Annotated in this window: 19 protein-coding genes; 10 read left to right on the top strand and 9 right to left on the bottom strand. The window is 38.6% G+C overall.

Annotated elements, in window-relative coordinates; translation table 11 throughout:
• Position 1: 1 nt before the first annotated feature.
• A complete protein-coding gene (locus tag DRW42_RS11755; protein WP_113949021.1) occupies positions 2-799 on the top strand; it encodes an ABC transporter permease in 798 nt (265 codons plus the stop codon).
• A gap of 87 nt (positions 800-886) precedes the next feature.
• Positions 887-2,455 (top strand): M28 family metallopeptidase, encoded by a 1,569-nt coding sequence (locus tag DRW42_RS11760; RefSeq protein WP_244215252.1) that lies wholly within the window; start codon positions 887-889, stop codon positions 2,453-2,455.
• A gap of 94 nt (positions 2,456-2,549) precedes the next feature.
• On the opposite strand, the gene DRW42_RS11765 is transcribed toward DRW42_RS11760, so the two are convergent.
• The gene (locus tag DRW42_RS11765; RefSeq protein ID WP_025143302.1) at positions 2,550-2,780 is read right to left on the bottom strand and encodes a response regulator transcription factor; all 231 of its coding nucleotides are present in this window, start codon (positions 2,778-2,780) and stop codon (positions 2,550-2,552) included.
• A 295-nt stretch (positions 2,781-3,075) separates the two neighbouring features.
• On the opposite strand from DRW42_RS11765, the gene DRW42_RS11770 reads away from it, so the two are divergent.
• From DRW42_RS11770 to DRW42_RS11800, 7 genes are all read left to right on the top strand, one after another.
• A complete protein-coding gene (locus DRW42_RS11770) occupies positions 3,076-3,456 on the top strand; it encodes a hypothetical protein (RefSeq protein WP_113949022.1) in 381 nt (126 codons plus the stop codon).
• A gap of 616 nt (positions 3,457-4,072) precedes the next feature.
• On the top strand, positions 4,073-4,864 hold the full coding sequence (locus DRW42_RS11775) for a sensor histidine kinase (RefSeq protein WP_113949023.1): 792 nt from the start codon (positions 4,073-4,075) through the stop codon (positions 4,862-4,864).
• Between the two features lie 3 nt (positions 4,865-4,867).
• Entirely contained in the window at positions 4,868-5,509 is a 642-nt protein-coding gene (locus tag DRW42_RS11780; protein ID WP_113949024.1) for a response regulator, read from the top strand.
• Between the two features lie 219 nt (positions 5,510-5,728).
• The gene (locus DRW42_RS11785) at positions 5,729-6,106 is read left to right on the top strand and encodes a BlaI/MecI/CopY family transcriptional regulator (RefSeq protein WP_113949025.1); all 378 of its coding nucleotides are present in this window, start codon (positions 5,729-5,731) and stop codon (positions 6,104-6,106) included.
• Positions 6,107-6,270: 164 nt separating this feature from the next.
• Positions 6,271-8,103: a M56 family metallopeptidase gene (locus DRW42_RS11790; RefSeq protein ID WP_158544331.1), complete on the top strand. Its 1,833-nt coding sequence runs from the start codon at positions 6,271-6,273 to the stop codon at positions 8,101-8,103.
• Positions 8,104-8,108: 5 nt separating this feature from the next.
• Positions 8,109-8,753 (top strand): TonB-dependent receptor plug domain-containing protein, encoded by a 645-nt coding sequence (locus DRW42_RS11795; RefSeq protein ID WP_113949027.1) that lies wholly within the window; start codon positions 8,109-8,111, stop codon positions 8,751-8,753.
• Positions 8,754-8,779: 26 nt separating this feature from the next.
• Positions 8,780-9,178 carry an energy transducer TonB gene (locus DRW42_RS11800; RefSeq protein WP_113949028.1) on the top strand — a complete coding sequence of 133 codons (399 nt, stop codon included), beginning with the start codon at positions 8,780-8,782 and terminating at the stop codon, positions 9,176-9,178.
• Positions 9,179-9,715: 537 nt separating this feature from the next.
• Here the strand turns inward: DRW42_RS11800 and DRW42_RS11805 are convergent.
• From DRW42_RS11805 to DRW42_RS11815, 3 genes are all read right to left on the bottom strand, one after another.
• Entirely contained in the window at positions 9,716-10,486 is a 771-nt protein-coding gene (locus tag DRW42_RS11805) for a succinate dehydrogenase/fumarate reductase iron-sulfur subunit (RefSeq protein WP_109929539.1), read from the bottom strand.
• A gap of 78 nt (positions 10,487-10,564) precedes the next feature.
• On the bottom strand, positions 10,565-12,544 hold the full coding sequence (locus tag DRW42_RS11810) for a fumarate reductase/succinate dehydrogenase flavoprotein subunit (RefSeq protein WP_113949029.1): 1,980 nt from the start codon (positions 12,542-12,544) through the stop codon (positions 10,565-10,567).
• A 17-nt stretch (positions 12,545-12,561) separates the two neighbouring features.
• The gene (locus DRW42_RS11815; protein ID WP_113949030.1) at positions 12,562-13,242 is read right to left on the bottom strand and encodes a succinate dehydrogenase cytochrome b subunit; all 681 of its coding nucleotides are present in this window, start codon (positions 13,240-13,242) and stop codon (positions 12,562-12,564) included.
• Between the two features lie 344 nt (positions 13,243-13,586).
• On the opposite strand from DRW42_RS11815, the gene DRW42_RS11820 reads away from it, so the two are divergent.
• Positions 13,587-14,711: a peroxiredoxin family protein gene (locus DRW42_RS11820; protein WP_113949031.1), complete on the top strand. Its 1,125-nt coding sequence runs from the start codon at positions 13,587-13,589 to the stop codon at positions 14,709-14,711.
• A gap of 72 nt (positions 14,712-14,783) precedes the next feature.
• Here the strand turns inward: DRW42_RS11820 and DRW42_RS11825 are convergent, their stop codons facing one another.
• From DRW42_RS11825 to DRW42_RS11845, 5 genes are all read right to left on the bottom strand, one after another.
• On the bottom strand, positions 14,784-14,975 hold the full coding sequence (locus DRW42_RS11825) for a cold-shock protein (RefSeq protein ID WP_113949032.1): 192 nt from the start codon (positions 14,973-14,975) through the stop codon (positions 14,784-14,786).
• A gap of 111 nt (positions 14,976-15,086) precedes the next feature.
• Positions 15,087-15,710: a tetratricopeptide repeat protein gene (locus DRW42_RS11830; RefSeq protein ID WP_113949033.1), complete on the bottom strand. Its 624-nt coding sequence runs from the start codon at positions 15,708-15,710 to the stop codon at positions 15,087-15,089.
• Positions 15,698-16,840: a hypothetical protein gene (locus tag DRW42_RS11835; RefSeq protein WP_113949034.1), complete on the bottom strand. Its 1,143-nt coding sequence runs from the start codon at positions 16,838-16,840 to the stop codon at positions 15,698-15,700. The genes DRW42_RS11830 and DRW42_RS11835 overlap by 13 nt, the downstream gene beginning before the upstream one ends.
• Complete coding sequence (locus tag DRW42_RS11840) at positions 16,819-18,972, bottom strand: urea transporter (protein WP_113949035.1); 2,154 nt, start codon at positions 18,970-18,972, stop codon at positions 16,819-16,821. Before DRW42_RS11840 ends, DRW42_RS11835 begins: the two co-directional genes overlap by 22 nt.
• Positions 18,973-19,019: 47 nt before the next feature.
• The gene (locus tag DRW42_RS11845; RefSeq protein WP_113949036.1) at positions 19,020-20,363 is read right to left on the bottom strand and encodes a type III PLP-dependent enzyme domain-containing protein; all 1,344 of its coding nucleotides are present in this window, start codon (positions 20,361-20,363) and stop codon (positions 19,020-19,022) included.
• Positions 20,364-20,404 lie beyond the last annotated feature (41 nt).

Here is a 20,404-nt window from a genome sequence, read left to right on the forward strand (position 1 = left end):
CATGCGTACGCTCTATATATCTTTAATATCAGAATATTATAAATCGCGGAAAACACTGGCTTTTTGGGCGGCGATTTTGTTGCCAGTGATCATTTGTGGCCTTATCACCTTTGGATTTTACAACGGACGGACAGAAATCATCGCAGCACATAATCCACCTTTAATGCTATGGGGCAAGTATAGCGGCGCTGCTCTGGGCGTAATGGGTTTGTTAATTATGCCTTTCTATGTAATATTTATGGCTTTTTCAGTCAATAATATCGAACATAAGAATGATACCTGGAAAATGCTTTTTGCACAGCCTTTAAATAAGTTTGCCATTTATGCGGCCAAATACCTTTATGCTGTATTTTTAATATTCCTTTGCTTATTCCTTTTTGCTACTTTAACCTTTGCTTTTGCCCATTTATTGCAGCTTTTGGTTCCTGAATATAATTTTAATCAATACAATCCGCTGGATATCCTCATCAATTCATACGCTAAACTTTTCCTGTCATCATTAGGGATTTTATCCATCCAGTTTATTTTGAGCTTACTATGGGGCGATTTTCTTAAACCTATGGGCATTGGTTTTGTTGGCACGATTATGGGCATTATAGGTGCTAATGTAGGCTGGAAATATGCTTATCTCATACCATATTCACTACCATCGCTAGCTTTAAGAATCACTAAAGTTAAAAAATCGGGCAATCCTTTAGATATTCCGGTTTTTACACAGGAAATATGGACAAGCTTAATCTATGCGGCCATTCTTTTCATTATCGGCTATTTTATTGTAACCAAAAAAAGCATAAAATAGGATAATCGTGTAAAAATATCATTAGAAATTAATTTGAAGGGGTTTAAAGCGTATTTTAGACTAAAATCACCTAACAAATTATTCCGAATGATCAAAAGATTTACCACAACCGCATTGGCTTTTAGCCTGTGCCTTTCAGCTTTTGCACAAGATACCCCTGATGCAGCTGTAGTACAAAAAATAAGAAAAGAAGGTTTGGAACATTCGAAGGCAATGGACATTGCTTTTAACCTGACGGATGTTAGCGGACCGCGTTTATCAAATTCGCCCGGCTTAAAAAAAGCACAGGAATGGGCTGTAAAACAACTTACCGACTGGGGATTGAAAAATGCCCACCTCGAAGCCTGGGGAACTTTCGGTAAAGGCTGGCAGATTGATAAATACTATGCAGCTACCACTCTTCCTTATTATCATGCCATTATTGCCTCGCCAAAAGCCTGGACACCCGGCACAAACGGGCCGATAAAATCTGAGGTCATCTTAATCAAAGCCGATAGTGTTGCAGATTTAGCAAAATATAAGGGCAAATTGGCCGGAAAAATCATCATGATGGATCAGGGCACACCGCTTACAAGTGGTATCAAAGCCGATTTTTCACGTTATGCAGATACAACCCTTGCGCAAATGGCTGCAGCAAAACCGCAGGCAGCCGGAGCAAGGCAACGCCCTGCAGGCGGGCCGATGGCTGATAGAATGGCGCAGATGATGAAAATGCGTGAAATCCGTGCAGCCATGAATACCATGCTGGTAGAAGAAAAAGTTGGTTTGATTTTAACGTATGCCCGCGGTGGACAGGGAACATTTTTTACCAGCAACGGTGCATCGTATGCACTGGATGCCAAACCTGTTTCACCGGAACTGGAAGTAGCAGCAGAAGATTTCCTACATATATTACGCTTATTACGTGCAGGCAAGCAGGTAGAGGTAGAAGCCGATATCAAAACTTCGTTTTACGATCAGGATCCACAGGGCTATAACGTAATTGCCGAAATACCCGGAACCGATAAAAAACTAAAAGATGAAGTGGTAATGATCGGCGGTCACTTCGATTCGTGGCATGCTGCTACCGGCGCAACAGATAATGCCGCCGGCTCTACCGTGATGATGGAAGCCATGCGCATTTTAAAAGCAATAGATTTTAAACCAAAACGTACCATCCGTATTGCATTATGGAGCTCGGAAGAGCAAGGCCTGTTTGGTTCAAGAGGTTATGTAGCAAAACATTTCGGCGATCCTAAAACCATGATACTAACACCCGATCAGAAAAAAATATCGGCTTATTATAACCTCGATAATGGAACAGGGAAAATCCGTGGTGTTTATTTACAGGGAAATGCAGCGGCCGGTCCTATTTTTCAGAGCTGGCTAACGCCGTTTAACGATCTTGGTGCAACAACCGTTACCATCAACAATACCGGTGGTACCGATCATCAGGCTTTTGATGCTGTAGGTATACCGGGTTTCCAGTTTATCCAGGATCCTGCAGATTATAATACCCGTACTCACCATAGTAATATGGATACCTACGACAGACTTGTTGAAGATGATTTGAAACAGGCAGCAACCATTATTGCTTCGTTTGTTTACAATACTTCGCAACGTGAAGCACAAATCCCGAGAAAAGAATTGCTTGCCCCGCAACCCGCGAGGCCATAAAGTGCCATAAATACAAAAGCCTGCTGATTTGACTTTAGAAATCAAATAGCAGGCTTTGCTGTTAGACTGAGAGGTTATAACATATTTTTAATCCTTAAAAGGATAATATTCTTTCTTTAAACGCCCACACAATTAACTGGTAGGAGTTTTTCAGGTCGAGCTTTCGCACCATATTTCTGCGGTGGGTATTTACGGTGTGTTCGCTGATGAAAAGCATTTCACCAATTTCCTTGCTGTTGTAACCCATTGATAATAGGTGCACAATCTCTACCTCCCTTTCGCTGATCGAACCATGATTTTCCTGTAATAGGATATTGTTTATCATTTTTGAAAGAATTAATTTTTTTAAATTTCAGATTATTCGGCTTCGTCAAATAGACCCATTTTTAAATAAGTCCAAAATAGTTGTTCATCAAGGGTAGACTAAGTTTGTTTTCTACAACGGCAGATTGCTGATCTGTTATTGTATACCAAAAGTAGTGGTATGCCGCAATTGCAGACTAGCACAAAACACCTTAAATAAAAAGGTGTTTTTACGGTATTTTAATTATAAATACTTCTTGCCAGATCACATATTATTATCGATTTTTAGACCTTAATAAACAAACATCCCAAATTTTATGAGCAAAAATTTAAACTTAGAACCTATCGATCCGAAGGTTGCAAAAGCAATGGTTGTGGCCTACGCCAAAGAAGGAACTACATACGACAAATCGTACACCAAAGCAGTATGGTTCCCGGCAGAGCAGATTTTAGAAATAGCAAAATCAATGACTGAAGGGAAATATGACGGGCTAAGGATTTACTTTGCACAATACTTAAATGAAGGCCTCGAAGGTGTTCCCGAATCTTATGCAGGCAGAAATACCTTATTGTTAGTACCAACTATACCAGGTTTAGGCAACGGAGGCAATGGTGAAGAGGACCATAAAGATGATTTGGAAAATATCGAAAACAGAGGTACTGCATGCCCTGATATGTGTGAGGGAACCAGCTTATAAGAATGAGGTTTATTTCACCTATTGTTATAGCGGAGCTTAGTTGTTTAATTGCAGCTCTTGTGATGGTCTGGAAAGACAGGTATATTTTTTGGAAAATAGTAACCTGCTACATTGCTATTGCTTTGTGCACAGAATTATTTGCCATTTATCTTGCCTCGCATCACCAGCACAACTTATGGCTTTTTAACATCTTTCTGATATTTGAGAGTTCTACTATATTATATGGCCTCTATTATTGTTTACAGGAGTATACCAATCCTAAACCTATTTTTTTTATAGGCTCAGGAACGGTATGCCTTACCTATTTCTACTTCTTAGTTACCCAGCCATTTTCCGAATCCAATACACTCACTATCAGTGTAATGTCGATAGTTTTCACCCTTTATTGTCTTTATTATTATTATCTACTCTTAAAAGATGAAAATTTCATTAACATTAAAATACATCCGCAATTTTGGTGGGTAACAGGGGTATTATTTTATTATTTCGGGAGCACAATGTCGAATATCTTTGATGGCATGTTTACCATAAAAATTATTGGTATTGCTACATTAAGATACTGCATTTACGTATTGTTAAACCTAATTTTATATAGCCTTTGGGTATATTCGTTTATATGCAGAATGAAACAACGAAAATTGCAGTCTTAGTTGCCATTTCAACACTGGTATTCTTGTTAATGCCAGTGTTCCTGATTTTATACATCAGATCCTACAACCGGCATAAAAAAAATCATTTTCTCGAAAAGCAGAATATGCGGCAGCGGTTCGAATCAGAAATACTTCAAACACGCATTGAGGTACAGGACCAAACCATGCAGAGCATTGCTACCGAACTGCACGATAACGTAGGACAATTACTTAGCCTCACTACCCTTACCCTAAATTCGGTAAATTTAAATGATGCCGCGAAAGCAAAAAAGAAGATCGAAAATTCCCTTTCGCTGGTTAATAAATCAATCAAGGAATTAAGGGAACTGGCTAAACTTTTACATGGCGAGCAACTGGTAGAAAATGGTATCGGGCATGCTATCGACCAGGAAATTAACTGGCTTGGCAAAGCCGGTACTTATGAACTGCAAACCAACAATAAACTTTTGGAATCTGAAATAGTATCACCCGATAAAGATTTGATTATTCTTCGCTTACTTCAGGAAATCATCAATAATATCATCAAACACGCCCATGCAACACATATTGAGATAGATTCGTACCTTGAAAACAATGCGTTATACTTAAAAGTTTCCGAAAATGGTATAGGATTTAATACTGAAGAGGTAAAAGCTAAAAAATCGGGAATGGGCCTTAATTCCATTTATAAAAGAATTGAGATGATCAATGGAAAATTAGCCTTAAATTCGGAGCCGGGCAAAGGCACATCCATTGCAATTGAAATTCCTTACCCTTAATTTATGCAGAACCAAAGTTTAGCCATAGCAATTGTTGATGACCACACGCTTTTCCGCTCCGGATTGGCGAGCCTGCTGGAAGAGTTTGATGAAATCGAAATCTCTTTCGAAGCCACTAATGGCATCGATCTTCAGAGCAAGATCAGTCGCCATCCTGAGGTACAGCTGGTACTTATGGATATCAATATGCCGGTAATGGATGGTTTTGCTGCTACTAAATGGGTCAAAACCAATTATCCAGCGGTACACGTATTAGCATTAAGCATGCTGGAGGAAGAAAAAGCCATCATCGGAATGCTTAAAGCCGGCGCCGGCGGTTACATGCTTAAAGAATCTACTCCTTCCGATCTGTTAACTGCAATTAAGATTACTGTAGATAAAGGTTTTTATGTAAACGAGCTCGTTTCGGGCAGGCTACTGGTAGCCTTGAAAGACACTGATGCCAAGCCGGTATTTTCTGCAAGAGAACTTACCTTTCTGCAACATTGCAGCACAGAACTTACCTATAAAGAAATTGCCGACCTGATGAACGTGAGTCCGCGCACTGTTGACAACTACAGGGAATCGCTTTTTGCAAAATTAAATATTAAGTCACGCACAGGTTTAGTGGTTTATGGCATTAAAAACAACCTGATCACGATTTAGCTATCACGGCTAAAAATACCTCCAAATACCTATACAACAGCTAAATAAACATAAAATCCCTGTTTTTATCTGTCCAATATTAGTGCTTATAAACCGCAAAAACACAGGAAGATAAAATTGTGAAATAATTTTCAAATAAAATTTGGATAACTAACAGATTAGTTTTAACTTTAGTTAAGGTAAAGAAATTTACCGTTATCCTTATTATTATTAACTATTATGGAAATTAAAGATTTAACCAAAGCTGAAGAACAGATTATGCAGGTTTTATGGCAGTTGGAAAAAGCATTCGTCAAAGAAGTTATTGATGAGCTACCACTCCCCAAACCAGCTTACAACACAGTATCAACCATTATCAGGATTTTGGAAACAAAAGGTTTCGTTGGTCACGAAGCTTTCGGTAAAGCACATCAGTATCTTCCTTTGGTAAGCCGCGAAGAATACAAGCGCCATGCAACTGAAAAATTGCTGGGCAACTATTTCGAAAATTCGGTAGAGAGTATGTTCTCATTCTTTGTTAAAGAAGAAAAACTGGATTTGAGCGATGTTGATGAAATTTTAAAGATGATCAATAAAATAAAACATCAGCCAAAATGAGTTTTGCACACTACCTATTACAAGTAAACTTATACCTTATTGTTTTTTACGCGTTTTATAAGTTACTGTTAGATAAAGAAACCTATTTCACATTAAACCGCATTTATCTTATATCTGCGGGAGTTTTGTCGTTATGTATACCATTTATTCGTCTGGAATGGCTAATGGAACAGAAAGCGGCACAACAGGTTTATACAACAGTTAACTGGGATGCCGTATTACAACAGGCTACATTGGTAACAGCACGCAACACCGGTTTTAACTGGGCCAATGCGTTTGTATATATTTATTGTGCAGGTATTTTATTTTTCTTGGGTAGGCTGGTGTTTAACCTGTTAGCGGTTAAAAAACTCATTAGATCAAATAAAGCAGGTTCTGCCTTTGCTTTTTTTGGAAAAAAAATAATCGATCGCGAATTGCCACAAATGGATGTGATTGATATACACGAAGAAGCGCATGTTAAACAGTGGCATACTGTTGATGTGCTCTTCTTCGAAATTATTGGCATTATTACCTGGTTAAATCCGGTAATTTACCTCTATAAAAAAACAATCAAAAATATCCATGAGTACCTGGCCGACGAACTGGCGGCCGAATTTCAGGGCGACAAAGCAGAGTATGCGATGTTGTTATTAAGTAAATCGTTTGGGATTTCTCCAAATAGTTTAACCAATGGCTTCCTTGAAAAATCGCTGATCAAAAAAAGGATTTTCATGCTTCATAAAGAACGGTCTAAAAAAACCGCAATTATGAAGTATGGAATTTTTATCCCCCTATTCGCACTTCTGATAGTATTTTCATCAGCAACAGTGCGTAAAAATGAAAAATTAATCTCCATCTCCGATCAGATCCCATTGGAAAAACCCATTGAAATGGTACAAGCCATTGTTACTGAAAAACCTACGGAAGTTAAATTGGAATCAAAAGTTTCGGTAGATGGAAAGACAGATGCCAACTGGAAAGGATTTTATCAGTTCTTGTCCAGAAACATCAAGTACCCGGCCGAAGCAAACAGCAGTGAAGTTCAGGGAAATACCTTGGTGAAATTTAATTTAAAAGATGGAAGAGTAACAAACCTCACTTCCGGTTTCGAATTGGGTGCAGGTTGCGAAGAAGAAGTTACTAAAACCATTTTAGCCTACAAAGGATTTAAAAATATTGCAGATGGCAAATACGCATTAAATGTTAGCTTCAGCATACCAGAATCTTCCGAAAAATTTAAAAACAATCATTTACCCTCATCACCGGGTTATGTAAGCCTGAATAAGATCAATATTGTTTCTTACCTGGCAAAACCTACAGAAACTGAAAATAACATCAATACATTAACAGATGACGGAGACAAAAAAATCTATGACTTCGTTTCCATCGAAAAACAACCAGAATTTCCGGGTGGAATCAAGAAATTTTACAAATACCTTGGGTCAAACATAAAATACCCTAAACTGGCACAGGAGAATAATGTGCAGGGAAAAGTATTTTTGAGTTTTATAGTTGAAAAAGATGGCTCGTTAACCGACATACAGATTACCCGTGGTTTAGGCAGCGGAACAGATGAAGAGGCTATAAGGGTTTTAAAAGAATCTCCAAAATGGTATCCAGGGATATCAAATGGCACTCCGGTAAGAGTGAAATACAACATCAACGTTAATTTTACCCTTAATGATGATGTTGTTCCGGCTAAGGAAGTTAAATTAACCAACATACCGGCAAACCGCGTTAAGTTTAAAGAAGGTGTAAATATGGATGCACTTATTATTTTAGATGGAGTTAAATTGCCCGAAAGCGTTCAGTTAAGCAATTTTAATGCAAATAACATTGAATCTATTTCTGTTTTAAAAGATCAAACGGCCATGAGCCTATACGGACCAAGGGCCAGGGCCGGTGCAATTATTATCACAAGCAAAAACAAAAATAATATTTTCAGGAATCCCGATGCAAAGGAGCTTTCGATTGATAAAGCCACAAGCATTTTAGATTATAAACGAAAATTCTAACCAATATGAAAAATTTCCTAACCTTTACCATGATGATGGGCATTAGTTTAGTTGGTTTTGCCCAAAAAGCAGACAGTACTAAAACCGCCAAAATTACGCTCAGGGGAATACCTGTTGCTGGTGCTGAACCTTTAGTGGTAATTGATGGGAATAAACAATATATACGAGGGGCATCAACTTTATCTGAGATCAACCAGGATAATATCGAATCACTTACCGTTTTAAAAGATAGTTCAGCCATAGCCAAATATGGCCCTGATGGTTTTGCGGGAGTAATAGAGGTTAGAACAAAAAATAATCCTTTGGTTAAGCAAAGTTCTATAACGGTTCCGAAACAGAGCTATAATGCACCTTTAAAGGGGAAAGTTGCCGGTTTTAGTGTCCGCCCGCAAAGTTCATCCATAACACGTACTAACTCCAGTTTCTCTGTTTCCAAAAAGGGGATTAAGTTAAAAAACGGAAAAGATGCCCCATTATACATTATTGATGGCGAAGAGGCTTCAGGAATAGAAAACATCGATAATAATAATATCGAAAGTGTAACAGTACTTAAAGATGCATCAGCCGTTTCTGAATATGGCGAAAAAGGCAAAAATGGCGTAATTATCATTGCCACCAAAAAAGCTAAGGCATCGCCAAAGAAAAACTAAATAGTTAAACCTTTAAACAAAAAACAATGAGAAAGCTAATCTTTTTAGCCCTAACGGGCATCGCCATGTTCTTTAATTTGGCACGGGCACAGAATAACCCGAACAAAGTTTATGACTTTGTATCGGTGCAAAAACAACCTCTCTATCCTGGGGGCATTTCGAAATTTTATGATTACCTGGCAAAGGAAATGAAATATCCGGCTGCTGCAAAGAAGAACAAAACCCAGGGTAAAGTATTTGCTTCCTTCATCGTAGAAAAAGACGGTACTTTAACAGATGTACGAGTAATCAGAAGCCTGAGCAAAGAAACAGATGCAGAAGCGATAAGGGTATTAAGAAACTCCCCAAAATGGAACCCTGCACAGAATAAAGGAATAGCCGTTCGGGTTAAATACAACATTGCAGTTAATTTTACCATGGCCTGAAACCAATCAATCAATTCGTTTAAAAACACAAAACCCCAGCAAAAATTGCCGGGGTTTTATGTTTTCTCTCCTGTCTCGGAGCAATAAATTTAGAAAAATTTTAATGTATATGCAAATATTACAGAATAAAATTTCTATTTACGTAAATTATTAATATGCAGACATAAGATTATTGCAACTTTCGCAAACTTTTATTTCGTCGCATATTTTACTATAACACTTTCGATCGAAACAATAATTGTTTCGTATGTTTTCAAAATCTATATTTTAAATTAAAATACTGATTGTGAAGAGGAAATGGGCAAGGCAAAATTCAGGAAAAAGATTAATTTAAGTTAAATGATAAAAATCAATGTTATTGACAGAGGTGTTGAATTAAGCTATGTTTTCCACGATACGTCATCTTGAGCGGCCCAATTTGACGAAGTCCGTAAATAGCATTAACTAATCATACACTGATAATAAACAGGCACAAAAAAAGCCCCAAACCAGGTTTGAGGCTCAAGAATTCCGATAAATCGGAATGCACAGTATATCTTAAACGGTTTCTTCTGAAATGAATTTGGCAGAAGCGAAATCGCGGTTCATGCGTGCAATGTTTTCTAAAGAAATTCCTTTAGGGCATTCTGCTTCACAAGCTCCGGTATTGGTACAGTTACCAAAACCTTCAGCATCCATTTGCGCAACCATGCTTTGTACACGGCGGTAACGCTCTGGCTGACCTTGAGGTAATAATGCCAACTGAGAAATCTTAGCCGATACGAACAACATTGCCGATGCATTTTTACAGGTTGCCACACAGGCACCACAACCGATACATGCTGCAGCTTCGAAAGCTGCATCTGCCTGCATTTTAGGGATTGGAAGGTTGTTTGCATCCTGGGCATTACCGGTGTTTACTGAAATAAAACCACCAGCAGCAATCACCCTGTCAAATGCAGAACGATCAACCGTTAAATCTTTTACTACCGGAAACGCAGCCGCTCTCCATGGCTCAACCACAATGGTATCACCATCTTTGAAAGAACGCATGTGCAACTGGCAGGTAGTAACCAGGTCTTTTGGTCCATGCGGACGGCCGTTGATAAACATCGAACACATTCCGCAGATACCTTCGCGGCAATCGTGATCGAATACAACAGGCTCCTCACCTTTATTGATTAATTGTTCGTTTAATACATCGAACATCTCCAAAAAAGACATATCCGGTGAAATATCGGCCAATTTATAATCAACCAAAGCACCTTTGGTTTTGTTATTTTTTTGACGCCAAACTTTTAGCGTTAAGTTCATATTTCCTGTACTCATGATATTGAGGTTTTAGGTAAGCGGTTTGCGTTTGGCGTTTAGCGAAAAACCGCTTAACGCTCAGCGCTATGCGCATCACTATTTATAACTTCTTTGTGCTACTTTAATATTTTCAAACTTCAGTTCTTCTTTGTGAAGTTCGAAGTTTACACCTTCTTTAAATTCCCAGGCAGCTACGTATGCATAATTTACATCGTCACGCAAAGCTTCACCTTCTTCTGTCTGATACTCTTCACGGAAGTGACCGCCGCAGCTTTCGTTACGGTTTAAAGCATCGATACACATTAATTCACCCAGTTCGATAAAATCGGCCACGCGACCAGCTTTTTCTAACTCAGTGTTTAATTCATCAGCAGTACCGGGTACACGAACATCGCTCCAGAATTCGGCACGTAATGCCCTGATTTCTTCAATCGCTTCTTTTAAACCTTGTTCGTTACGGGCCATACCACATTTCTCCCACATAATGTGACCTAAACGTTTATGGAAATGATCTACCGATTTGGTTCCCTTGATATTGATTAAAGTATTTAAAATACCAACAGCTCTTTGTTCAGCCTCCACAAATGCAGGGTGATCTGTTGGAATTGCTTTTACCGAAATCTCTTTTGATAAATAAGCACCAATAGTGTAAGGAAGCACGAAATAACCATCAGCCAAACCCTGCATTAAAGCAGATGCTCCTAAACGGTTAGCACCGTGATCGGAGAAGTTAGCCTCACCTGTACAGTATAAACCAGGTACAGATGTCATTAAGTTATAATCAACCCAAAGTCCGCCCATGGTATAGTGAACCGCCGGATAGATACGCATTGGCGTTTCGTAAGGATTCTCACCCGTAATCTGCGCATACATATCGAACAGGTTACCATATTTTTCCTTAATCACTGCAGTACCTAAACGCATGCAGGTTTCTTTATCAGGATTATGGTTACCAGCTTTAGCAGCTTCTATTCTTCCGTAACGCTCGGTATTGGCTTTAAAATCTAAGTACACAGCAAGTTTAGAAGCACCTACACCATAACCGGCATCGCAACGTTCTTTAGCAGCACGCGAAGCCACATCACGAGGAACAAGGTTACCGAAAGCAGGGTAACGACGCTCTAAATAATAATCTCTTTCATCTTCAGGAATTTCTGAAGCCTTACGGTTATCATCTTTCTTTTTTGGCACCCAGATACGTCCATCGTTACGTAACGACTCCGACATCAGGGTTAATTTTGACTGGTGATCGCCGGAAACCGGGATACAGGTTGGGTGGATCTGCGTATAACAAGGATTTGCAAAATAAGCGCCTTGTTTGTGTGCTTTCCAGGCCGCTGTAACATTACTGCCCATGGCGTTGGTAGAAAGATAGAATACGTTTCCGTAACCACCTGTTCCTAAAACCACTGCATGACCGAAGTGACGCTCAATTTCTCCTGTAATTAAGTTACGGGCAATAATACCACGCGCTTTACCATCAATTTTTACCACCTCAAGCATTTCGTGGCGGGTATACATTTCTACTTTACCCATACCAATCTGGCGTTCTAAAGCAGAATATGCACCTAATAATAACTGCTGACCGGTTTGACCTGCAGCATAAAAAGTACGTTGTACCTGTGTACCACCGAATGAACGGTTATCTAACAAGCCACCATATTCGCGCGCCAAAGGAACACCCTGAGCCACACACTGATCTATAATATTTGCACTAACTTCTGCCAAACGGTGTACGTTAGCTTCGCGTGCCCTATAATCACCACCTTTAATGGTATCGTAAAATAAACGGTAAACGCTGTCACCATCATTCTGATAGTTTTTAGCGGCATTAATACCACCCTGAGCAGCGATTGAGTGTGCCCTACGTGGTGAATCCTGAAAACAGAAACATTTTACTTTGTAACCCATTTCGGCCAAAGTAGCGGCTGCCGAAGCACCTGCTAAACCCGAACCCACAATAATTACTTCAATAGTTCTTTTGTTCGATGGGTTTACCAAAGGCACAGAAGACTTATATTTTGTCCATTTGCTGGTTAATTCGCCTTCTGGAATATTTGAATTAATATCTGACATATCTTTTGTGCTAAAAATTATTGAATAAGACCGAAATAAACTGCAATCGGCATGGCCGCGAAAAGGATCGAAATAATGATCGAATACCAAACGCCTGCTCTTTTAATCATACCATTATATTTTGAGTGGTTCCAGCCCATTGTTTGAAAAGCTGATGCAAAACCATGTAACAGGTGATAGCATAAAGAGAACATGGCCAGAATATATACAGCAACCCTTACCGGATCCTGAAATTTCTCTTTCATCACAGCATAAAGATCTTCATGTCCGTTGGCATCAACCGTAGGAATACCTGTAAAACGTGATACTACCCAGAAATCTTTCAGGTGAACCACCAAAAAGATTAATAAAAGTGTGCCTAACAAGCCCATTGAACGGCTATACCATTTACTATTTGCCTTACCATCGTTTACTGCATATTTAACAGGACGTGCTTTTTGATTTTGCAATGTTAAACGTAACGCCTGAAAAATGTGCGCAAGCAAGCCAATAAACAACACAATTTCGCCCGCCCGGATAATCCAGTTGGTGGCCATAAAATGTGCGCCTATGTTGAATGTTAAACCACCGTCGCTAATAAATATTAAAGCATTAATACCGCAGTGTACAATTAAAAAAAGTATCAGGAACAAACCTGTAATACCCATGATGAATTTCTTCCCTATTGATGAAGAAAATGCATTTCCGAAACCACTCATTTGATTAGGATTTATATCTAAATTTCTTGCAAAAGTATCTAATTATGAGTTTAATTTATAAACGATTATGACAAAACAACGATAAAACATTTATTTAGAAACATTCTAAAGCATATTCGGAAATAATTGAAAGATTGGGAGGTTATTTATGGTTTCGATGTATAATTGACATAAGAATTAATGTGTTAACCATCAAAAAAACTCCGTCATCTCGAGCGAAGTGAAACGTAGCCGAGAGATCTATCTCGAATTAGATCTCTCCATTCCACTGCGTTCCAGTCGAGATGACGAAACTTTGAATTCAACTAATCTTTTCGTTATATTGCATTATCAAACCATTATTAATGAAAAAGCACCTCTACATCATCGCACTATTATCTTGTTTACTGTCAGCTTGCGATCCTAAACCTGCAGTATTCAACCTTCAAACCAAAAATTTTGGCCCTAATGCAGTCGTTTCTATACAAAGTTCAGAAAACAGCGAAACCTTAAAAGCCGAAAATATCACTAACGGCAATCAAAGTTTCAAAATCAATATCCCAAAAGAAGGTTACGCCATATTAAAAACCCAGGACGGTGAGCATACAACTGAGTATTATTTCTATCTGGATAAGGGCAATTATACAGGCGTTCTTGATGGAAAAGATATCAATACCTACCCGTTAAAAAACGTTCCAAATAAGGAATCGGAGGAGTTTATTGATTTTTATAGATTGAAAAACAGCATGAGCAAAACACTGTTTGATAGTTTAGCTATCGCAGAGCATGAACTTGATGTAGCCACAAAGGAAAACATTGTAGAAAAAGCTCAAATAGCCGATCGCTGGCGGGAGAAAAAAAATCAATCAGAGCTGGAGAATATTGAAGCTTTTGCTAAAAAATACCCAAAATCTACCGCTACTATCTTTTTACTGAATAGGTTTGGAAGAGCAGATTCTGAAACCAGGAAATACCTGTCTATTTTTAAAAGTCTGGATGAAGAGGTACAGGAAAGTAAAAAAGGCAAAAAGTTGCTTGCAGAAATTATGCAGGCCAACCAAATGATGGCTGGAAGCAAAATGCCCAACATAGAGGGTGAAACGCCTGATGGAAAAGAATTCGATTTAAGTGTGTTGAAAAAAGTAAATCTGGTTATCTGCTGGGTTGCTTACAGCGGAAAAAGCAGAAAGAATAACCAGGTATTGGTTGATCTGTATGAAAAGTATAAAAATAAGGATGTGGAGTTTATCGGAGTATCGTTCGATAAGAATAAAGACAGCTGGGAAAAAATAATTAAAGCAGATAAGCTTACCTGGCCACAATATTCGGACCTTTTAGGCGCAAAATCGCCTAATGCAAAAAACCTGAGCAATTTTAATGCTACCTATTTCTTTTTAGCCGACAAAAATGGTACGGTGCTTAGCAATAACGATCTTTCGCTCGATTTTGTCGACAGTGAAATCAGCAAACACTTGGCCGGTCGGGAATAAACGAAACCTTATTCCACAAAAAAAGTCCCGGTTTGCACCAGGACTTTTTACGATTTATGTGTTCGAGTTTTCTTAAGCTACTTTTACATTTACCGCGTTTAGGCCTTTTCTACCTTCTTCTACATCGTAGTTTACGGTATCATTCTCGCGAATGTTATCGATTAAGCCTGAAGCATGAACAAAAATTTCGGCATCACCATTAGATGGTACGATAAATCCGAAACCTTTAGTTTCATTAAAAAATTTTACTGTTCCTTGTTGCATTATATTGTATTTTAATTTGCACCAAAGATAGAGTTAAATACCTATAGATCAATTTTTTATTTTTTTTATTTAAATATTTGCTAAATATATTGACTATATGCACTTTAAACGCTATTTGGCAGCACGATTGAGGCCATCAGTACTCGATGTATCGCCCGGTTTTATCAATAATGCACGTTCAAAACTGCCTTTGGCTTCGAATTTTCTGCCTGAAAAAAGCAAAGACCAGCCCAACATGTGGTTACCATCATAATCAAACGGATATAAGGCAACCACTTTTGCAAAATATTTTGAAGCCGCGGCATATTGTTTCCGGTTATAGATGATAATCCCTGCCCAATAGTTGGCCTGGGTGTTCTGAGGATCGATTTTAAGGATATTGTTATACTGTTCGAGTACCTTCTCCCAGTTGCCCGAAAGAGACAAGGGTTTTATTAAGCCAAATTTGGCTTCAACAGCATTTGGCCTGGCATTTATAGCCCTGTTATAATAATTTTGTGATGCGGTATAATTTTTTGCAAGGTAATACAACCACCCGATGCGGAGATTGATTTCGTAATTATTTTCGGTATAAAAAGGCATCACATCACTAATGGCTTCAGTATAATTCTTTTTGCTTTCTTCGTTATAACTATTCTGAAAAGCTTTCTGTAAGGCAGTGTTGGTTTGGGCATTTACCTCAAAAACAGATAAGCCTAGCATCGCAAATACGGTAAATTGTTTTAAAAATTCCATGTAATGCCTCCGTTTATTGAGTGTTGTAAGTAGTTAAATTTAAATATATTATCGGATTTACGCTCAAATGTATAACTCAAACCTAAAAGTAGGTGGTGTTTTAACAAAAAATAACAATTTGCCCCCGCCTTAAACTTCGTTTTATCAAAACCATTATAAATATACAGCGCATCTGCCTCTGCATAATTATATTGGTTGCCCAAAGTAACCACACCTTCCAGCCATAAATTGTGGATGGGTTTAACACCAAACAATTGCTGAAAAACAATATTATTTTCTTCTAATACATTAACCACCGAAAAACGGCTGATGCTATAAAAATTTAAATTACCGGATATGTATTTAATGAATTTTAAATTGTATTGCCTTGTTTTCTCATCACCGATCTGCGATTGAACAAAATCTCCCTGTAAGTCGCTACCGTTTCCCGCATATTTAATCCCCGCCAAAACCGCATTGTTCTGATAAACCAGTTGCCTTAAATTAGACCGCATGTAATGATAGGCGCCAATAAAACTGATTTTTCTGAAAGGGGTATAAATAAGCCTGGCGTAATAACCCGGCTGACTGATATTATCGTTGCGGATGGGTTGATTATAATAAGAATAGGAGGCAGATAAATTGAGTTTATAAGCCAGCCTCATATCGATAAATGCCCTGGAGAAAGTCGAATTTCCGCGCTCGTAGATATTGGTAAACTTTATCCCAGTTTCGGCACCAACATCTGTTAACCTGAAAGAACTCATCCGCTCCCCCTCTACCACGCTGCTATCTAAATGCGAAGCCAGATAGCCCGCATTTTCATTACGATTTAAATAAGTATTGCATAAATAAGCGTAATAAAGTGCAATCTGGTTGTGTTTATCGTGATCTAGAACCTGATTGTAGTGGGTTAATGCTTCAACGTAATTTTCCCTTACAAAATTGGCATAAGCTATCCGCAATCGCAACAAAGGAAAATCCTCACCATTGTTTAGTGCATTTTTTCCATAAACAATCAGCTTTTGCCATTCAGAATGATTGAATAATGCCAGCGATGTGCTATCGGTTTTTTGATAAGAACTTTGCGCTTTACCTATTGTTATCAAAACAATTAAAAGCAATGTGGTTAAACCAAGCCTGTTTCCCATTTTACTTTTAATGTTCTGTTTTTATAAATAAAATCCATTCCGATTATTCCTTTGCTATCAAGATATATTTCGGCATTAGATATTCGGGTTTGATGTTTAAAAACCTGTTTTTTTGTTTCAACATGGATGGTTAGTCCATCATTGTCAGGTTTGATATAGTTGGAATAAGTGTTTTTAGTAAATATAATAAACGGAGCAAGCAGATCCTGAAGCCATAGTGATGGCCTGAAATTTTCTGAGTCCACGGCATAACAGTCGCTTACCCGGTGCGTTGAATAATTTATTTTATAAGCAGCCTGATAAAAAAGAAACAGGATTGATTTTCTATCACCATAAAACCTGGTAAAATAGAACACATTTGAGTTGTTTACAAAGTAAGCTATGGCCTGGTTTTCGCGACAGTAAAAATACGTGAAGCCAAAAACATCGGTAAATACTTCCCAGGTTTCTTTGTTTGCCTGATCGTCTGTTACTACATTGATATATCCTGGCTGAAAATAGAAAGCGTGTTTTAAATAAGCATTGATTTCGGCTTTTTGAATGGTTTCGCCCTTCGTTGGGATCGCGAAGGATTTTAAAACTGTATTATTTCCCGAAGCATAATAAGCAAACGGATATGCAAGGGTTTTAGAACCGATGTAAGGTGTAGCTTGTACCTGAAAGTGCAGATGAGGCTCGGGTGAGCGACCGGAATTACCACAGAGACCAATAATATCATCCTGTTTTACCTTATCGCCGGCACTCACTTTTATACTGTTTTTCTTTAAATGCGATACTTTACTGTATAAATGTTCGGCATGTTTAATCACGATGGTATTGCCCCAGTTCTGCTCCAGATTAACCTGCCCGATTATATTATCATCTATATGGCTGATCACTTCCTGCACAATCCCATCGCCAGCAGCCAGAACTGGTTTGTTAAAACAATAATAATCTTCGGGTTTTATACCTGGCAGATCGTAACTTTTACCATCCATATCCTCAAGCACAAAATCGAGGGCATGCTGCCAGTCGTTTTTATGGGTAATTTCGCCCTGATAACCTTGCGAAACCGTCCATGCGCCCATAAAAGGTAAGCTTAAGTGGAAATATTGAAAATCCTTAAGCCTTTCCTGTCCGTTTAAAAACTGATAGAGGTTGGTTTCGGGCGAGTAATTTTGAAATATGGTAAGCTGTAATTTTCCCGGATTTTTTCTCAACATAAAAAAGTAAAGCAAACCGATGGTGATTAAACAGAATGGCATAGAAAATACGGGAAGATCATAAATAGCAAGCAGTCTGGAAAGGCCATTTAAAACCAGAAAAGCAAAAGGTATAACCGCTACCGCCCAGGCATAAGATCGCCAGGATGGGATGAGGAAAAAGCCACCAATGGCGCAGCTCACCATCATAAAATTGGCACCAAGGTAATAATTACTGACACCATCAGGATAAGTTCCGGTGAGGTGATTAACCAGGCATGCAGTGATGAAACCAACAAGCAATAAACTAAAACCAATGCGCGAATGGATAAAAACACCAATGCTGATCAATAATCCGGCTAATACACTATTCTGAAATAGTACGGCACTTACCGACCTGAAGAAAAGCAAGGCGTAAGCGGGTATTTTTAAATTGTCGAAAAAACCGCAAAGCTTTGCAAAATTTGTTGGCGCACCGGTATTGAGTTCAAATAATAAGGAACTGCTTTTCTGCACTAATCCCATGCCCTGATAACCGTTAGCAGCGATTAAAACGAGCCAAAAAGTAATAATAAACGGGATGGATATGGTTGGCAGACTATATTTACCTAACAACGAAAGTAAATTAACACTTAATACCACACAAAGCAGACATGCTGCTGATAACCAAAGCCAAAAAGTAAAATTAAAGCTAAAGAAAGTGCCGAAACCAATTCCAAGCAAAAGAGAATTAAAGGTATACAAACCCGTTTTAATATCCTCTTTATTGAAATTTAAAGCCGTAACTAAAACCAGGGATGCCATTACACCAATCAAACCCGTAAGCCCTGCATTAAACTCGAACATAGAAACTACAAACAACAGCGCACCCAAAATTTTATTCTTCGAAAAGAATAAAACCGCATAGCTGTTTAAAGCCGAGCTAAGGTAATATTGCAGGTGTTTTTTCAATTTTTATTGTCATTTCAAAGAAGTCAAGTTTTAAAAACCTGACTTCTTTATTTTAAATACTCTGGTATCTCCTCCATCATTTCTAAATATGCCAATGTTTCGGGTTTTCTGATCTGATGGCTTTTTCCCTGCATATCGATTAATACCACGGCTGGCCTCATATTGATAAACTGCATCCACTGCGTCATGTTATAAGCACCAACTTTATGCACCACTACCTGGTCTCCCCGTTCTAAAAGCGGCAAAGTAATGCTCTCGCGCACCACATCAATGTTCATACACAGGGGACCAAACAAAACTGTTTCTTCGGTATACTGACCAGCTTCTTTAGCTACACTGATTTTATGGTCGTACCAATTGGAAGTGAATAAAATATTAATGCCAAAATCGAGTATGGTTGCGCGCCTGCCATCACTTAAACGTTTATTGGCCAATACACTTCCGACTAAATAACCGGCATCATCAATAAGCACCCTGCCGCTTTCTAAAATCAACAGAGGAAGCTCATCTGCAGCAAAACCAAAGTTTAAAATGGTATTGGTAATGGCTTCGGCAAAATCTTCTACCGATGGCACGGTATCAACCCCGGGCAGGTAAGCACCTTTTAAGGTATTGGTTGAGGGAAAACCTCCTCCCAAATCTAAGTACTGAACAGGGTTTTGAAGCTCCATTTTACAGCGCATGGCCAAATCGCAAAGTTTGGTTGCAGCTACCGAATAAGCAGCAGTTGATAACATAAAGGTGCCGATATGGCAATGCAAACCAACTAATTCTAAGTTTTCTGCAGTTATGATTTTGTTTATCGCCGCCCAGGCCTGACCATTTTCATAATTAAAGCCAAAGCGATCCCATATTGGGTAAACACCGGTATCAAAATTAACCCTGATGGCCACTTTTGCGGTTTTATTGATGCGTTTGCAAATATCAATTAATAAGTAAAGTTCATCATAATGATCGATATGGATAAGTGAATGATTTTCGACCGCCAGGGTTAAATCGGCTTCCTTTTTATCCGGTCCGTTGAAGATAATCTGGTTACCAGCCACACCATTGCCTAAAGCTTTATGGTATTCGAAACCCGAAACCACCTCTGCCCAGCTTCCCTCCTGGTGAAAAACCCTGCAAACTGCATTTAAATAATTGGTTTTATAACTCCAAGCAAACTGAACTTTTGGATAACGTGTTTTGAACGAACGCACCGCAGCCTGGTAGTTACGCCTGATCTGCTTCTCTGACAATACAAAAACCGGCGAACCGTATTCGGCCACCAAACTTTTAACCTGAACACCATCAATCGTTTCAACAGGATCGAAATCAGTGCGGGTACCAAACTTGTTCATCAGTCCGGTATTCATTTTCCTTATGGTTGGTCGTTCGTATTTTTGTTTCATTGTTTTAGCGTTAGTTTGTGTAGTATCGAGCTATCAAGATT

Source organism: Pedobacter miscanthi, from assembly GCF_003315595.1.
Lineage (GTDB): Bacteria > Bacteroidota > Bacteroidia > Sphingobacteriales > Sphingobacteriaceae > Pedobacter > Pedobacter miscanthi.

Coding starts and splice junctions, on each gene's coding strand:
- DRW42_RS11755 (WP_113949021.1), top strand. CDS start 2: ATGCGTACGCTCTATATATCTTTAATATCAGAATATTATAAATCGCGG.
- DRW42_RS11760 (WP_244215252.1), top strand. CDS start 887: ATGATCAAAAGATTTACCACAACCGCATTGGCTTTTAGCCTGTGCCTT.
- DRW42_RS11765 (WP_025143302.1), bottom strand. CDS start 2,780: ATGATAAACAATATCCTATTACAGGAAAATCATGGTTCGATCAGCGAA.
- DRW42_RS11770 (WP_113949022.1), top strand. CDS start 3,076: ATGAGCAAAAATTTAAACTTAGAACCTATCGATCCGAAGGTTGCAAAA.
- DRW42_RS11775 (WP_113949023.1), top strand. CDS start 4,073: ATGCAGAATGAAACAACGAAAATTGCAGTCTTAGTTGCCATTTCAACA.
- DRW42_RS11780 (WP_113949024.1), top strand. CDS start 4,868: ATGCAGAACCAAAGTTTAGCCATAGCAATTGTTGATGACCACACGCTT.
- DRW42_RS11785 (WP_113949025.1), top strand. CDS start 5,729: ATGGAAATTAAAGATTTAACCAAAGCTGAAGAACAGATTATGCAGGTT.
- DRW42_RS11790 (WP_158544331.1), top strand. CDS start 6,271: ATGGAACAGAAAGCGGCACAACAGGTTTATACAACAGTTAACTGGGAT.
- DRW42_RS11795 (WP_113949027.1), top strand. CDS start 8,109: ATGAAAAATTTCCTAACCTTTACCATGATGATGGGCATTAGTTTAGTT.
- DRW42_RS11800 (WP_113949028.1), top strand. CDS start 8,780: ATGAGAAAGCTAATCTTTTTAGCCCTAACGGGCATCGCCATGTTCTTT.
- DRW42_RS11805 (WP_109929539.1), bottom strand. CDS start 10,486: ATGAGTACAGGAAATATGAACTTAACGCTAAAAGTTTGGCGTCAAAAA.
- DRW42_RS11810 (WP_113949029.1), bottom strand. CDS start 12,544: ATGTCAGATATTAATTCAAATATTCCAGAAGGCGAATTAACCAGCAAA.
- DRW42_RS11815 (WP_113949030.1), bottom strand. CDS start 13,242: ATGAGTGGTTTCGGAAATGCATTTTCTTCATCAATAGGGAAGAAATTC.
- DRW42_RS11820 (WP_113949031.1), top strand. CDS start 13,587: ATGAAAAAGCACCTCTACATCATCGCACTATTATCTTGTTTACTGTCA.
- DRW42_RS11825 (WP_113949032.1), bottom strand. CDS start 14,975: ATGCAACAAGGAACAGTAAAATTTTTTAATGAAACTAAAGGTTTCGGA.
- DRW42_RS11830 (WP_113949033.1), bottom strand. CDS start 15,710: ATGGAATTTTTAAAACAATTTACCGTATTTGCGATGCTAGGCTTATCT.
- DRW42_RS11835 (WP_113949034.1), bottom strand. CDS start 16,840: ATGGGAAACAGGCTTGGTTTAACCACATTGCTTTTAATTGTTTTGATA.
- DRW42_RS11845 (WP_113949036.1), bottom strand. CDS start 20,363: ATGAAACAAAAATACGAACGACCAACCATAAGGAAAATGAATACCGGA.